General features: G+C 58.6%; 11 protein-coding genes. 5 read left to right on the top strand and 6 right to left on the bottom strand.

Annotated features, from left to right (window positions below; translation table 11 throughout):
• Positions 1-60 precede the first annotated feature (60 nt).
• Complete coding sequence (locus LOY43_RS12680) at positions 61-864, bottom strand: 2OG-Fe(II) oxygenase (RefSeq protein WP_258709763.1); 804 nt, start codon at positions 862-864, stop codon at positions 61-63.
• Between the two features lie 267 nt (positions 865-1,131).
• On the opposite strand from LOY43_RS12680, the gene LOY43_RS12675 reads away from it, so the two are divergent.
• A complete protein-coding gene (locus LOY43_RS12675; protein ID WP_258709762.1) occupies positions 1,132-2,103 on the top strand; it encodes an AraC family transcriptional regulator in 972 nt (323 codons plus the stop codon).
• Between the two features lie 525 nt (positions 2,104-2,628).
• On the opposite strand, the gene LOY43_RS12670 is transcribed toward LOY43_RS12675, so the two are convergent.
• Positions 2,629-4,548 carry a tyrosine-protein phosphatase gene (locus tag LOY43_RS12670; protein ID WP_258709761.1) on the bottom strand — a complete coding sequence of 640 codons (1,920 nt, stop codon included), beginning with the start codon at positions 4,546-4,548 and terminating at the stop codon, positions 2,629-2,631.
• A gap of 556 nt (positions 4,549-5,104) precedes the next feature.
• Between LOY43_RS12670 and LOY43_RS12665 the strand changes: the two genes are divergently transcribed.
• On the top strand, positions 5,105-6,616 hold the full coding sequence (locus tag LOY43_RS12665) for an EAL domain-containing protein (protein ID WP_258709760.1): 1,512 nt from the start codon (positions 5,105-5,107) through the stop codon (positions 6,614-6,616).
• A 63-nt stretch (positions 6,617-6,679) separates the two neighbouring features.
• Here the strand turns inward: LOY43_RS12665 and LOY43_RS12660 are convergent, their stop codons facing one another.
• Positions 6,680-6,946 (bottom strand): hypothetical protein, encoded by a 267-nt coding sequence (locus LOY43_RS12660; protein ID WP_095126410.1) that lies wholly within the window; start codon positions 6,944-6,946, stop codon positions 6,680-6,682.
• A 141-nt stretch (positions 6,947-7,087) separates the two neighbouring features.
• Between LOY43_RS12660 and tspO the strand changes: the two genes are divergently transcribed.
• Positions 7,088-7,528 carry a tryptophan-rich sensory protein TspO gene (tspO, locus tag LOY43_RS12655; RefSeq protein WP_007916213.1) on the top strand — a complete coding sequence of 147 codons (441 nt, stop codon included), beginning with the start codon at positions 7,088-7,090 and terminating at the stop codon, positions 7,526-7,528.
• Positions 7,528-8,529 (top strand): alpha/beta hydrolase, encoded by a 1,002-nt coding sequence (locus LOY43_RS12650; protein WP_258709759.1) that lies wholly within the window; start codon positions 7,528-7,530, stop codon positions 8,527-8,529. Before tspO ends, LOY43_RS12650 begins: the two co-directional genes overlap by 1 nt.
• Positions 8,530-8,828: 299 nt before the next feature.
• Here the strand turns inward: LOY43_RS12650 and LOY43_RS12645 are convergent, their stop codons facing one another.
• Positions 8,829-9,137 (bottom strand): hypothetical protein, encoded by a 309-nt coding sequence (locus tag LOY43_RS12645; RefSeq protein WP_258709758.1) that lies wholly within the window; start codon positions 9,135-9,137, stop codon positions 8,829-8,831.
• Between the two features lie 39 nt (positions 9,138-9,176).
• Positions 9,177-9,371, bottom strand: coding sequence for a hypothetical protein (locus LOY43_RS12640; protein WP_093433302.1), 195 nt, complete (start codon positions 9,369-9,371; stop codon positions 9,177-9,179).
• Positions 9,372-9,605: 234 nt separating this feature from the next.
• Between LOY43_RS12640 and LOY43_RS12635 the strand changes: the two genes are divergently transcribed.
• On the top strand, positions 9,606-11,465 hold the full coding sequence (locus LOY43_RS12635) for an ABC transporter ATP-binding protein (RefSeq protein WP_116255724.1): 1,860 nt from the start codon (positions 9,606-9,608) through the stop codon (positions 11,463-11,465).
• Positions 11,466-11,749: 284 nt separating this feature from the next.
• Here LOY43_RS12635 and LOY43_RS12630 read toward each other — a convergent pair whose 3' ends face one another.
• Positions 11,750-14,833 (bottom strand): autotransporter outer membrane beta-barrel domain-containing protein, encoded by a 3,084-nt coding sequence (locus LOY43_RS12630; RefSeq protein ID WP_258709757.1) that lies wholly within the window; start codon positions 14,831-14,833, stop codon positions 11,750-11,752.
• Positions 14,834-15,016: the final 183 nt, after the last annotated feature.

The raw sequence follows: 15,016 nt of genomic DNA, 5'->3' as shown, positions 1-15,016 counted from the left end.
AATTTCCTGCACAAATCCGTGCGCATAAAATCAGCAAGAACACAGAATGTGTATGAGCCTTCACCCCTTCTTCTTAAACAATTTATTCAAGTAATACCCCAAACTCCACCGATCCTTCGGCCGCGGCTTATAGTGCGTTTTATTCCTCTGCCCCGGCTCCCCGCCCACCCCACTCGCCGTGTAGTAATAAAGCGCAATCGACCGCCGAGTGATGTGCTCCGGCGTAGTCAACGGCTCCGGATGCCCGTGATTACTGTCCTTATCCGTATTGAAAATCACACACCGGTTATAAATCGGCAGCACCTTCTTCAGGCACTTCTTCATCCCCACATCCCAAAGCTCCAGGTTGCCGCCGTACGCCTCTTGCCAATCCTCGGTCAGGTAAATAATCACGTTCAACCGTCGCTCAACGTTGAGCTTTTTGTTCAGCCGAAAATCAGAGTGCACGCCGAGGAAGCCGCCGGTTTTGGTTTCGTGCAGGCCGCCGCCCGCGAAGTAAGGGTCAGGAATCAGGCCTTGTATGCCGGTGAGTTTTTCGAGGAATTCCAGCATGGGTGCGGAGTTGAAGGTGTTGAAGACGTTCTTCAGGTAAGGGCTGCAGGCGTTGGGGCTGATCTGGCGTTTGAGTTGGCCTTTGTAGCCGCGCTCGTAGGTTTGTTCGTTGTGGGTCGGTTCGACCGGGAAGTGTTCGCGGATGCTGGCGATGACGTCTGCTTGCAGGAAGTTATCGATGACGATGTGCGGGAATGGCGTGGCCTGGGTGTATTCGCTGGCCAGCGATTCGCCGAAAGCGCTGGCGGCGGTGTGGTCGAAGTTGAGTTCCGGGGTCAGGCTGATGGGGAGTGTTTGCGTGTTGGCTTGCATTGCCGCTCCAATTAACTTGAATGCTTTCAGGTCTCGGTAAACAAGGCTGGGCGCTCGGCGCGATGCCTTGGTTTTTTTGCTGAGTACAGTTGCGAGCAGGTTGCCATGTCGGCCATGGCCTGCCGAGTGTCCGTTGCGTAAACGTGGGGCGGCGCTGTAACGACATGTTTCCGACTGTCACAAACGCGTCATATTGCCTCTGCTAATCTGCTCGGCGCCCTGCCCTACACCCCAGTCCTAGAGCCCCCAACCGAAGGTGCCGCCAAGGTGTTTCCGACTCCCGTTCGCCAGCCAATCATCCTGCGCTCCGACAATCTCCGTTCCGATGACTTCGGCGCGCTGTTCTCCCGATTCTTCGGCAACCGTTATTCCGACTCCCCGCCGCTGCCGTCGAACATCATTATCGGCGGCGTTTACGGGCGGCACGATGGCGTCAGTTTCCGGCGCATGCATTACCACGGCGATTTCAGCGTTTCGTTTCCCGATCCGCAGGATGAGATCACGTTTGTGATCCCTACGGCGGGCAAGATTGTCTTCAACCACGCGACCGAGTCCATCGGTGTGACGCATGTGGGCCTGGCGGTTGATAAGGCCGACATTCGTACGATGCGCTTTGTTGATGATCATGCGCATCACGGCATGTCGATCAATCGTCATCAACTCACTGAGCGGTTGTCGATGCTGTTGGATAAACCGATTCTGCAGAAGATCGTTTTTGCACCCAGCGTGGACCTGAACACCGCAGCGTTTCAGGGGATTCGGGCGTTGATTGATCTGGCCACGGGGACGGAGTTTGATTTGTTGCTCAACAGCGGGACGCTGATGCCGTCGCGGTTGCGCGAGATGTTGGTTGATGCGGTGCTGGAGGCTTGGCCGCACAATTTTTCCGAGGCGTTGCAGCGGCCGGCGCCGATGGTTGCGCCACGGCATGTGAAGTTGGCGGTGGAGTTTATTCAGGCGCATCCGGAGCAGTTGGTCAGTGGTGTGGATCTGGCGCGGTTGAGCCATGTCAGTCAGCGCGCGTTGCAGGAGGGATTTCGGCGGTTTGTCGGGATGTCGATTGTGGCGTATCAGCGGCAGGTGCGGCTGGAGCGGGCTTATGATGCTTTGAAGCGGCGGGGTTCGGGGTCGGTGACGGAGGTGGCGTTGCGGTTTGGGTTTAGTAATGTGGGGCGGTTTTGTCAGTATTTTCAGGGGGCTTTTGGGGTGAGTCCAGCGGAGTTTCGGGCTCGGGGGTGATTGGGTAACAGGTTTGCAAGGTAACGTGTGGTGAGAAGATTTAGCTAAACGTCGCACCGCGCCGATGGGTCGCTAAGCGTGGGGATGGCACGCCGGCGCGGTTGATCGAGGAGTGGGCGCGGAGGCGTTTGACCGAGTTGGCCAGTTGATTTTGCGGTAACGGCTTTCCCCTCACCCTCACCCTAGCCCTCTCCCCAAGGAGAGGGGACCGAGCCGGGGATATTGAAGATCTACACCGAACTGAGAGTCTTGCTTTGAATCCATAATCGCCTTGATCTTTCAGGTCGATGAATGACGCAAGACGCCTCGGTCAGTCCCCTCTCCCTTCGGGAGAGGGTTAGGGTGAGGGGCTTTTGATTGGCTGCTATTGGATGGAATCAAATTTGTGGGAGCGAGCTTGCTCGCGAAGGCGCTGGGTCAGTTGATGTTGATGTTGACTGGTCTGGCGCTTTCGCGAGCAGGCTCGCTCCCACATTGGTTTTTTGGGGGGGGTTTATTGGGGTCATCCTTGATCCCGTGTGTCTTTTAGAAGGCGTAGCTGGCCTTGAGGCCGCCGTTGAAGCCGTGGCTGTCGCCACCGCCATTGGCGCCGACTTCTGCGCCGAGGCTGAGGGCGCCGAGGCTGGCCATGAGGTTGACGCCGCCGCTGAACTGGTCGCGATTATCAAACGCGGCGCGTTGTTCGATGTCGAGGCCCAGCAGGCGGCTTTGGCTGTCGACCTGGTTGTCGCCCAGTGTGCGTTCGTAACCCACTTGCACGCCCGGCACCAGTTGCCATGCGCCCATCGCCACCGGGGCGAAGGCGACGTTGAGGTTGGCGACAGCGCTGCGGTGGGTGGCGGTGTTGTCGTCGACGTCGAGCGCCAGTTCGCTGCCCTTCTCTTTGAAGCCGTTCAGGTCGAGGTGGCTGATGCGGAAACCGAGGCTCGGTTCGAAAGTCATGCCGTTGAGCGGGGCGCGGTAGCCGAGGGCTGCGGTGGCGCCGGTGAGGTTACCGTGGGTATCGCCCTTCGCGGTGCCGAGGCCGCCGCCGAGGTCGCGTTTGCTGTCGTAGTCGACGTAGCCGGCGCTGGCGTTGGCGTCGAGGAACAGGCCTTGTTCAAGGCTGGTGAAACCGTAGCGGGCGCCGATGTTGAGGAAGGTGAAGTCGGTATCGGCTTCACCACCCGCGCCACCGACCGTGCCTTTGCTGTAGCCGAAGCCGCCGCGTGCACTGAGTTGTTCGCTGAAGCGCTGGGTGATGCCGACCATCAGGCCTTGGCTGTGTTCGTTGCTGCTCTCGGCGTGGGCCGAGCCGTCGGTGCCGAGGTAGCCGGCGAGCGCGGTGGTCCAGAGGCGATATTGGCCGACCTTGAGGTCAGTGCCGCTGGCGAATGGTGCAGCGGCTTGTTCGATCATTGCGTTTTGGCGCAGCAGGTAGCTGGCGGCGTCGGCGTGAACCTGGCCGCCGACCTGGGATTCGACACCGCCGAGGGTGCCGGCATCAATGGCCGATTGCAGGTAGTAGTTGTAGGCGCTGTAGGTGCCGGACAGGTTGCTGTTCTGCAATTGGCGAAGCAGTTCGGCGCCAGCGGCGGCGTTGCCGATCAGCCCGGCCTGACCCGGCAGGCTGTTGTATTCGACCAGTTTGCCGCGCAGGACGTAAATGGTTTCCTGCGACAGACCGAGACCTTGTTTGAGGTAGTTGTCCATGCTGCCGTATTGCGCGGTGACTTCGTCGAGGCCGGCCTGCAGGTAGCTGGCCTGCACGCCGAGCAGCGGCTCGTAGATCGCGGCCATGCTCGGCGGCAGCGCTTTGAGCGTGGCGGCGACGCGGGCGGCGGTGTAGTCGTTGGTGGCGAGGTAATTGGCCATGATGGTCGCGTTGTCGACCCCGGCGATGCTCTGCAACACGGCGGCGGTCCAGCCGGTGCGGTCCTTGCCGGCGGTGCAGTGGAACAGTTGCGCGGCGTCGACGCTGGCGAGTTCATTGAACAGCTTGCCGAACTGGCCGCGCATGCCGGCGTCGCTGACGAAGGCGCGGTTGGTCTGTTCCATCATGGCGATGGCGTCGGCGGCGCTTTTGAAGGAGATGTTGGTGATGTTCGAGCCGGAGGTGGTGCTGCCGATGATGTCGATGTTCTGCCAGGTTGCGCCGCTGATCATGGTGTCGGGGGTGGCGGCGATTTCGCTGGGGGTACGCAAGTCGTAAACGGCTTTGATGCCGAGGCCGTTGAGAATCGCCAGATCGGCGGCGGTCGGCGTCAGCGCGTTGGAACGGTAGAACACCCCGGCGCGCATCGTGCCGTCGTGGGCCGTGGTGTACGCGGTGGTGATGCCGGCGACGTCGCGGAAGTTGTCGATGCCTTGCAGGCGCGGCGTGTCGAGCGGTACAGCCTCGGCAGCATGGGCGGCGGCGATGGACAGGCTCAGTACGGACAGCGAACACAGAAGACGTTGAAACACAGTGCAGCCTCATTTCGGTTAGCGTAGGGCTGCCTACTATCTGCACTGAACTGACACGAAATATGACAAATTCGCGTAGCACGAAAATGCCTGCGCGAATGGGCCGTGGGGTGCGTGAATTGTCCATCGGGTCGGATGGTGGAGTTTGAGCGGCGACACTCTAGGAGCTCGGGATTGCTGGATATCCTGAATTTGACACAAATTTTGTAGGAGTGAGCCTGCTCGCGATAGCGGTGGGTCATTTAGCAATGATGTGGCAGATAGACCGCGATCGCGAGCAGGCTCACTCCTACAGGGTTCTTTGGGCTACTGGAGATCTGTGGTTTGCCACAAACCTGTGGGAGCAAGCCACAGGGATTGAAGGCCGGCATTGGAATAGTTGATCTACAACAATATCCGCCGATCCCGGCGGCGGTATTCTGAACGGGCTGAAAACAGCCGTGCTGTGCGCACGTCACAGGCCTTGTGGCCAAGGTGGCGCTAAATGAACAAAAAACGCATTGTCTGGGGGAGCATTCTCCTGGGCCTTCCGTGTGTCTTGCTTCCGGTACTTTTGATGGGTTATGTCGCCTGGATGTTGAATCTGGTGGCTGCGCAGCAACGTCTGGAAACCCTCGCGGCGGTGGCCTCCAGCCGCGCCAATGGCACCTTCAGCGAAGCGGCCGGTGCGTTGAAGAGCGTCGCCGGTTCGAACCTCGCCCCCTGCACGCCCGAGAGCATCGACGAGATGCGACTGCTGACCATCAACACCCTGTCAGTGAAGTCGATCGGTTACGTCGAAGAAGAGATTTACGCCTGCGGTTCGTGGGGTACGGTCGGCCAGCATGCGACGCCGTGGCAGGAAGACTTCATCACCTCCGACGGCGTGCGCGTATCCCTCGGTGTGCAGTCGCGCATCGTCGCGGCCAAGCCGATGATGGCGCTGCAATACGCCGCGTTCAATGTGCTGGTCGATCCCCAGCAGTTCCTGCATGTAACGCTCGATGAGGATCTGCATCTGGCCGTCGGCACCGCTGCCGGGCAACTGGTCAGCGCCTCGCGCCCCGGCGCGGAACACTTTCTCGCTCGGGTGCATTCTGGTCCGCACTCGGGGCTCGACGACGGCTACCTCTACACCCTCGTGCACAGCGGCGACTGGGTCGCCATCGCCGCGCTGTCACGCCATGAGTTGATGCAGGGCTTGGTTCGCCGGGAAATGCTGATGCTGCCCATCGGCGGTTTACTCGCCGGCCTGCTGGTGTTGCTGATCGTGCGCCGCACTCGCCAACGCCTGTCGCCGCTGGCCGAATTGCAACTGGCGGTGCGTAATCGCGAGTTCGTCGTTCACTATCAACCGATTATTCGCTTGGACGACGGCGCCTGCGTCGGCGCTGAGGCACTGGTGCGTTGGCAGCACCCGGACGGTACGCGGGTCTGCCCCGATGCGTTTATCCCACTGGCCGAGCACAGCGGTTTGATTCTGCCGATCACCGATCAAGTGATTGACCACGTGATGGACGATCTCGGTCCGCTGCTGGTCAAGGAACGCAGTCTGCACGTGGCAATCAACCTGGCGGCGAAAGACGTCAGCAGCGGCCGCTTCCTGCCGAAACTGGAGGCCGCGCTGGACCGGGCCAACGTGCAGCAGCATCAGATTTGGCTGGAGGCAACAGAGCGCGGTTTTGTAGAGATCGACGCCGCTCGGGCCACGGTCAACCATGCCCGCGAGCTGGGTTATCTAGCGGCCATCGACGATTTCGGCACCGGGTTTTCCAGCCTGCAGCATTTGCAGCAACTGCCGCTGGATGTGCTGAAGATCGACAAGTCGTTCGTCGACAATATCGATCAGGATGCCGCGACCGGCACCGTGACCGGCCACATCATCGAAATGGCCAAGAGTTTACGTTTGCAGATCGTTGCTGAAGGTATCGAGACCGAAGCGCAGCGCGATTACTTGCGCCGTCAGGGTGTGCAGTTTGGGCAGGGTTGGCTTTTTGCCAAGGCGATGCCGGCGGAGGAGTTTTTTCGGTTCTATCGAGAGTGCGCGCAAGTGGAGCACGATGCGCAGGAAGCAGCGATGCCGGTTTAAGCGCGCATAAACACGCGGACAAACCCATCTTCGGTCGCGCGATGGGTTTGCCGTCAGCCTGCTTCAATTGGTCTGGCTGAAAACCTCAATCTCCGTAATCCCTACTCGCTCGGCGTGTTCAAGAATCTGCTCGGGCGTTGAATCCGCTGTAGGCATGATCAAGCCGTTTTCCGCATCGCCCAGATGCAATTCCAGCAGATGCATCGCAGCCTCATGCTCGGCCAACTGCTGCTCCTTGAGTTCAAGCAGAAAAGTCCGAGGCTCGCCGTTGAATAGATATTTGATGTGATAGGTGTACATGATGTCATCCACGTCAGTAGGAAGAGGCACTGATTATCCTGACGCGATGGTCAGTTTTTAGTTCAAATTGAATCGCCTCTCTGGCCAATCTGAATTCATGGCAAACTTTTTCCTTGCCCAGGCGTCCCTTTCTTAAACCCCCAACCGGCTGATTTCAGCCAAGGACTGGCGATGACCTTTTTCATTTTTCTTCTGGCCTGCGCAGCGGCGGCAACCACCGGCGTGATGTTCAAACCGGGGCCGTGGTACGAAGGGCTGAACAAACCCGGTTTCACCCCGCCCAATTGGGCGTTCCCGGTGGCCTGGACGATTATCTATCTGCTGCTGGCCTGGGCCGGTTACCGCTTGAGCCTGATCCCCGGCAGCCAGACCGTGCTGGCGTTGTGGGCGGCGCAGATTGCGCTGAACACGCTGTGGACGCCGGTGTTCTTCGGTGCGCATCAGGTGTTGGCAGCGATGGTGATTCTCACCGTGTTGTGGCTGGTGGTCGCGGCGATGGTGGTGCTGGCGATACAACTGGACCTGATCACTGGCTTGATCCTGTTTCCTTATCTGGCGTGGCTGTGTGTGGCGGCGGCGTTGAATTTTTCCATCCTGATCAAGAACCGCTGATGAGCAGTGCCAATCGGGGCAGTGCAACGCCATGGCCGCAGGGCGAGCGCGAGTTGGTGCAGGTGCGCGCCTTCAACAGGAAGCTGGCCTGGCTGCCGCGGTTCAAGATCCGCAACCGCCTGACGCCACGCTTGATTCAGGCGCTGTTGCGCGTCAGCCAGATCGGCGGCTCCGGCGTGTTGGGCAAATTTGGCCTGACAGCTGAGCGCCGACTGATCGATAAAGTGCCCGTGCGGATCATCCGCCCCAAGGGCCCGGCGAAAGGCGTGGTACTGGATTTTCACGGTGGCGGCTGGGTAATCGGCAACGCGCAAATGGACGACAACTTCAACGCGGCCATCGTCGACAGCTGCCAGGTGACCGTGGTCTCGGTGGATTATCGACTGGCCGTGTCCACGCCCATCGAAGGACTGCTGGAAGATTGCCTCAACGCCACTCGCTGGTTATTGCACGAGGAGGAGTTTGCCGGGCTGCCCGTCGTGGTGGTCGGTGAATCGGCGGGCGGTCATCTGGCGGCGGCGACCCTGTTGGCGCTGAAACAATGGCCCGATCTGCTGCAAAGAATTAGCGGCGCACTGCTGTACTACGGCGTCTACGACCTGACCGGCACGCCAAGTGTGCGCAGCGCGCCTGCCGACACGCTGGTGCTGGACGGCCCCGGCATGGTCGAGGCGTTACGCTTGCTGACGCCTGAGCTGACTGACGAGCAGCGCCGACAGCCACCGCTCTCTCCGCTGTACGGCGACTTCGCCGGTTTCCCGCCCGCGCTGCTGTTTGCCGGCGAACTCGATCCACTGCGCGACGACACCCTCGACATCGCCAGGCGCTGGGCACAATCGGCGCGGGTCGAAATGTATATGTTGCCCGACTCGCCGCATGGCTTTATCCACTTTCCCACGGCCATCGCTCAAGGTGTGCTGGCGTACAGTCGCAAGTGGATTTCGGCGCGGGTCGAGGCAGTTGGTTCGCAACAAATGCGAGAAGCTTCCGCGCCTCGTTGAAAGGGGAACTTCGCGCGATATTTTTTGCTGCTCAAGCAAAGACAGCCAGGATTAAAAGTCCTGCCGCTATCGCAAGCACACCGACAACTTTCCCTGCGCCTGCCCACTGATAATAACGGCGATTATCCCTCTGCTCCTTGGTTAGCAACTGTGCAGACTTCAATTGCGCTCGTTCGGCGTTTACGGACCTGGAATACCCGAACATATCGGATACATACAAAATCAGCCCCACGCCTATCACCAACAGTGCGGCCCCCAAACTCACCATATCGACCACCTCTATCAAAACGAGCCAACAATTAACGGAACTTCCCACTCCAGCGCTTGAACGCCCGCCGCCCGCGCAAAACACCCCAGCACAACCACAGCCCAGCACCCGTCGAGGCAATAAAAACGGCAATGGTCATCAGCAGATAAAAACCGAAGCGCCATGGCTGTTGATCGAAGACCAAGTGCTCTCGGACTTTGGAAACGCCTCGCCCCGTCGTGACGTCGAACTGCCAAAGGGTCGCGGCGCTGTGTATCGCATCAGCACTGGCCCACGCCCCGAGCAGGCATAACAGCGCACCAATGAGCGAGTAGAAGCGAATTCGATAATTAGGGATCACGTACGGTTCCTCTCCCTGGAAGGCCGACAATCACCACGCTCAGGCGATATAGAAGAAGTACAGCGCCAAGCCAAGCAACTGCATGAGCAGCAGAATGGAAAGCAAATGATTACAGCCCTTCCAGACGTTGCTCACCGGTTTGTTTCTGGCGACTCGGTAACGCAGGTAACTGTCGAGCGAAAGCGACGCCGTGGGGATCAACACGAACAAAAACGTCAAAAAGAAATTAAACATTTACTTTGTCCATCGACTCCCAACATGAAACCGGATTTGTTCGCTGCATCGCGCGCTGCTCAAGTCGTCTGAGCAAACAGCTTAGCTGATCGGCATGCCCCGGAATCCGTGGGGTTCTCCGCCGCAGTGATCCCGGGCAACGACACTCGATGGGGACAAGTCGGTGACATGCAAACCCGCAACACCGCGATTCAATGGCAGAATCCCCTGACCCTGATGATTTCGGAGACCACAATGCTGCGCGTGTTTGAACAACGGCTCGACCCATTTCCTCCCGACGAAGCACCGCCTCCGCCCGTCGGCCTGATGCGGTTCCTGTGGGCCTGCACGCGCGGTGCACGCGGTTATATCCTCGCGCTGGCGCTGCTCAGTGCCGGCGTGTCGATCTACGAAGCCTGGCTGTTTTCCTTTCTCGGCCAGGTCGTCGATCTGCTCTCGACGTGGCAGGCCGGCGGTGGAGTCAACGCGCAGGAAAGTCGTGTGCTGTGGGGCATCGGTATTGTGCTGTTTATCAGCATCGGGCTGGTGGCGCTGCGCACCATGGTTCAGCACCAGATCCTGGCAATCAATTTGCCGTTGCGGCTACGCTGGGACTTCCATCGGTTGATGCTGCGGCAAAGCCTTTCGTTCTTTTCCGATGAGTTCTCCGGACGGGTCACGACCAAGGTCATGCAGACCGCACTGGCCGTGCGCGAAGTGTTGTTCACCCTCATCGAAATCGCACCGGGCATCGGCGTTTACTTCATTGCGATCATCGCCCTGGCCGGCGGCTTTGCCCTGAAACTGATGCTGCCGTTCATTATCTGGGTCGCGTTGTTCGGGTTGGCCATGGTGTACTTTGTGCCGCGTCTGGGCCAGGTCGGTCAGGAGCAGGCTGATGCGCGATCGTCGATGACCGGGCGCATTGCCGACGCCTACACCAACATCACCACGGTAAAACTGTTCTCGCACTCCAAGCGTGAAGCGCACTTCGCACGCGCGGCGATGGAGGATTTCAAACTCACCGGGTTCCGCCAGATGCGTCTGGTCAGCCAGTTCGAGATCGTCAATCAGGCGCTGGTGGTCGGGCTGATTATCGGTGCCGGCGGCTATGCCCTGTGGCTGTGGCATCTGGGCCAGGTCGGGACCGGTGCAGTGGCGGCGATCACCGCCATGGCGCTGCGCATCAACGGCATGTCGCACTGGATCATGTGGCAGATGACGTCGCTGTTCGAAAACATCGGCACCGTGCAGGACGGCATGGCCACCCTCACCCGTGGCCCCAAAGTGCAGGACGCACCGAACGCCGGCGTGCTGGTGCCGGCGGGCGGCGCGGTGACGTTCGACAAGGTGAACTTCAACTACAACGGTGAACGTCAGGTCCTCGACAACTTGAGCCTGAGCATCCGCGCTGGCGAGAAAATCGGCCTGGTCGGCCGCTCCGGTGCGGGCAAATCGACGCTGATCAATCTGCTGCTGCGCTTTTATGATGTCGACAGCGGTGAAATCCGCATCGACGGCCAAAACATCGCGCACGTGACGCAAGACAGTCTGCGCAGCGCCATCGGCATGGTCACCCAAGACACGTCGCTGCTGCACCGCTCGATTCGCGACAACATCGCCTACGGCCGCCCGGACGCCACCGACGAAGATATCCGCCGCGCCGCCGCGAACGCGCAGGCCGACGGCTTCATCAGCCAACTGAGCGACAAGCAGGGCCACAGCGGCTACGACACGCTGGTCGGCGAGCGCGGCATCAAACTCTCCGGCGGCCAGCGCCAACGCATCGCCATCGCCCGAGTGATGCTGAAGAACGCGCCGATCCTGCTGCTCGACGAAGCCACCAGCGCGCTGGACTCGGAAGTCGAAGTCGCCATCCAGGAAAGCCTCGATGAAATGATGCAGGGCAAAACCGTGATCGCGATTGCCCATCGGCTGTCGACGATTGCGGCGATGGATCGACTGATTGTCATGGATGAGGGGCGGATTATCGAGCAAGGGACGCACACTGAGTTGCTGAGCAGAAACGGTATTTATGCGCGGCTCTGGCAGCATCAGAGTGGTGGGTTTCTGGGTGAGGATCAGGGCGTGGCGACGGCGATGGATCAGGCTTGAGGGTGTGGGGCTGAGTGGGGAGCAGTCGCTTGTGAGCGACTGCTATCGGCCATTATCGGAAAGTGGTCTAAACGTCCAATGGCCAACAAAAACGTCAATTGCATATTAGTCATTTGCCCCAATTGCCCCAGGTGCGCTTACTTTCCTGGGAAGGAATCGTTTCTTGTTTGAAATAACGAAATGAACCTGCCGATTGTCATCAACAAAAATACAAACGAACAAGACCCGAATTCAAAGATCCGGGTCCTGTTCGCTTTATCTGAAACTGCCTTCAGGAGAGGCTTTTACCAAGCGTAGCGGTAGCCGAGGTTCACCGAATAAGGCTGTTCGATACCATCGCCTTTGGTGTATTCCGCGTCGATGAAGAACTTGTGCTTCTCGGCGGTTTGCAGGATCGCCCCGCCACCGATTTCGGCCCGCGAACCTGGCAATTTGCTGTCCAGACTTACGTCGTTGACGCTCACATGGCTGTCACCGGCATGTTCGGTAATCCACGATGCTTTGGCGTATGGCTGCACAGTCATACCGTTATCCAGCTTCATGTTACGACCGAACAGGCTGCCAACTCGGCTCTGAACAGAAGTAACGGCATCCTGTTCGACTTTCAAGCCATTGCTTGCGGTGTAATCGCCACTGCCCACACGGAACGCTTGCAGTTCCAGTTGTGGCTCAACGAACCAGCCTTGTCCAAGATCGATTTGCTTGCCAACTTCTACACTCGCCGCTACTGCGTGATTCTTGTATTTACCGTCGACCTTCTGGCCCATATTGCTGGTGATGTCGACCTTGTTGTCTAAGTGGGTGTATTTCAGCACGCTGTCAACGTACACGCCGTTTTGGTCGATGTAGGTGGCATAGGTGCCGAGCATGGCGCTGTCGATGTGGCCTTTGCTGCCTTCGCCGAAGTTCTGACGAGCCTCACCTTGTCCGGCCATACCGCCGAGGTACAGCTTGCCGTTGTAGAAAGGAATGGCCTTGTCGGCGCCGATCTCGAAACCGTTGACCTGCTGCTCAAAGGCACGGCTGGAACCTGTATCGATGCGCTGCTCCTTGCCGAAGCCACGTGTCCACAGACCGCCCTCATCATTACCCATACGCAACTCGCCCAGTCGTTTGGTCAAGGCGTTCATCTGCGCACCGATGAGTCCCGTGGCCGCCGCCTGTTGAGCGATGGCAGCGTTCGCGCCCTTACTCAGGTTCTCTGGTTGAGGATTGCTGATAATGGGTTCAATGGGCGCAACGATGTCTCCGGCACCGCCAGCGGTATCACCCACTGGCCCCTCGCCACCGCCCGCATCCTGTGCAGTGCCAGCCAGGTACCAGTCATCGCCACGCTGTTCGAGGCCATAACGGAAGGCACCCACGTCGACTTTGCCGCCGTACAAATCGAACTTGCCCGCGCCGCCGTTGGTATCCACCAGCATCAGTGCACCACCTTGGGCCTGGTGGCCGGAATCGGCAACGATCAGCGTGTGCTCCCCGTCAACTTGTCCTTCAACCTTGAGCAAGTCGCCTTGCAGCGTTGCCAGGTCAGTGTTGAGCAAGAAGCTGCCATTGCCGCTCAAATTGCCCACCGTCAGCGTTTTGAACAAGCCGTTGGCGTGGTCGAAATTGACACGGCCGTCGTTCAACGAAAGAGCACCCAACGAAGAGTCGCCAGTCATTGTCCAGGCGCTTCCACTGTTTACACCCAGTTTATCCAGCCATTGCGCTGCACCTTGCCAGGTCGAACCATTTTCAAGGTTGATGCTGCTGTCTAGCGTGTGATCATGATCGATCGACACGTCGCCTTTCAGTCGCGACCCATTGGTGGCGGCCAGTGTCATACGTTCGATTTTCTTGCCGCTAGTCTCCACGCTGCGGGAGCCCATCAAGATGTTGCCTTCAATCGTTGAACCGTCAGCGGTCACATCAACACCGGCGAGAACCCCTCCTTTGATGGCATAGTCATTGGAGCTGACCAGGCTGTTTTTGAGATGAACGCTATGCTGGCCCGATGTCAGAGCGGCGATCCCGACAGCGGTCGTGCCATTGACCACAACACGTGAGTCTTCGAGGCTCAACGATGAACTGACGTCCGTGCCTACATAGACACCGTAGCTGCCATTACCATTGAGAGCGATATCGACATTCTTACCGATGACAGTACCCCCAGATGCAGAGTAGAGACCGATGCCGCCGTGCTCACCGTGGATGCGGACATTATCGAACGTTGCTTTCCCGCCATCGATTTTGCTGCTCCAGAGGCCGTGTTCCCCTAAATCCACTTCACTGTTAGTCAAGTTGAGGGTTGAGCCTGCAGATGCCCGGAGCATAGGCCCTGATCCGTCGCTGGTGATCTTCACATTGTTCGCATTGACCACACCTCCCTGTTTGGCCGAGATGGCAGTGGCCGTTGAGTGCAGGTTTGACGACTCAACATTCACCGTCCCTCCAACATCAGCAAATACGGCTTCGGCGTTAGAGTTGATGTCCATGTTCTTGACATCAACGGTCGCCCCTTGGGATGCCTGAGCACCATAGGCGTACCCTGATCCGGTGGTGGTTATGCTGCCGCCGTCCAGACTTATGTAAGCCCCCTCTCCTGAGGCCAGCGCTCCACGACTGTTGCCCCCTGAAGTACTGATCGCAATATCGTCCGCCACCACCGTCCCGCCTGCGGTGGCGTATATTCCATAGCCCCTGCTATTGGTGGTTTCAATGGAGCCTCCGCGAACGTTGACGTTGCTGGTCCCCGTTGTTGCAATTCCATACCCGTTGGCTCCGAGGGTAACGATATCGAGATTGCTGACATCAGCCGTCGCATTCGTCACGAGCAGGCCCGAACCTGTGCTATTGATCTGCACATTGTTACCACTTAGCTGGCTTGCTTCTTTGATATCCAACGCGACGCTGTTGCCCAGCGTAGCGACCTCGGTGTTTTGAAGGTTTACCTTAGAGCCACCAGACGCCACCAACCCAGGCGTATTGGCCATGAGGGAGTTCACGGTCATGCCGATCAAGTTCAGCGTGGAGCTGGTTTCTACCAGCACAGCGCCCAAGCCAGTGCCTGAAGTGCTGAGAATACCGTTGCTCCAAGTCGCATCACCGACATTCATAACCCGCAATGCAGGGTTGTTGTCACCTGATGTCACCATTTTCCCGGTACCGTTATAGATCGTACCGTCGACGAGCACACCAGTGGCGTGCCCCATGCTGGAAAAGGCCAACAACAAGCTGGCAGACAACGTGCTCAAGGGAAAAGCCGGGGCTCTTGAAGATAAGCGCGCAACGCTGTTTCGCGATTTTAATACGCCAGACGCCGACTCCGACGGCACCGTAAAATAGGTGCACGTGCGATTCCATATAGTTCGGTAGATGCTGTTCATAAATCTCTCATTCATTGATTTTTTTCAGGACAGGCTTAAACAAGCCGGCGCTCGAAAGTCACTGGGGAGAAATTTGAACAGGAAATTTAGCGGCAAAAATTCAGGCTTTTCCGACGGAAATGTAGGACTTTTCCTACGAGTGAGCTGATCTTTTTGGCACTCAGCAACTCGTATCACCGTCTA

Origin of the sequence: Pseudomonas sp. B21-041 (assembly GCF_024748675.1) — a bacterium.
In the GTDB taxonomy this organism is placed as follows: Bacteria; Pseudomonadota; Gammaproteobacteria; order Pseudomonadales; family Pseudomonadaceae; genus Aquipseudomonas; species Aquipseudomonas neuropathica.
Note: the sequence above shows the minus strand (reverse complement) of the source record. Positions and strands in the feature narration are given on the sequence as shown.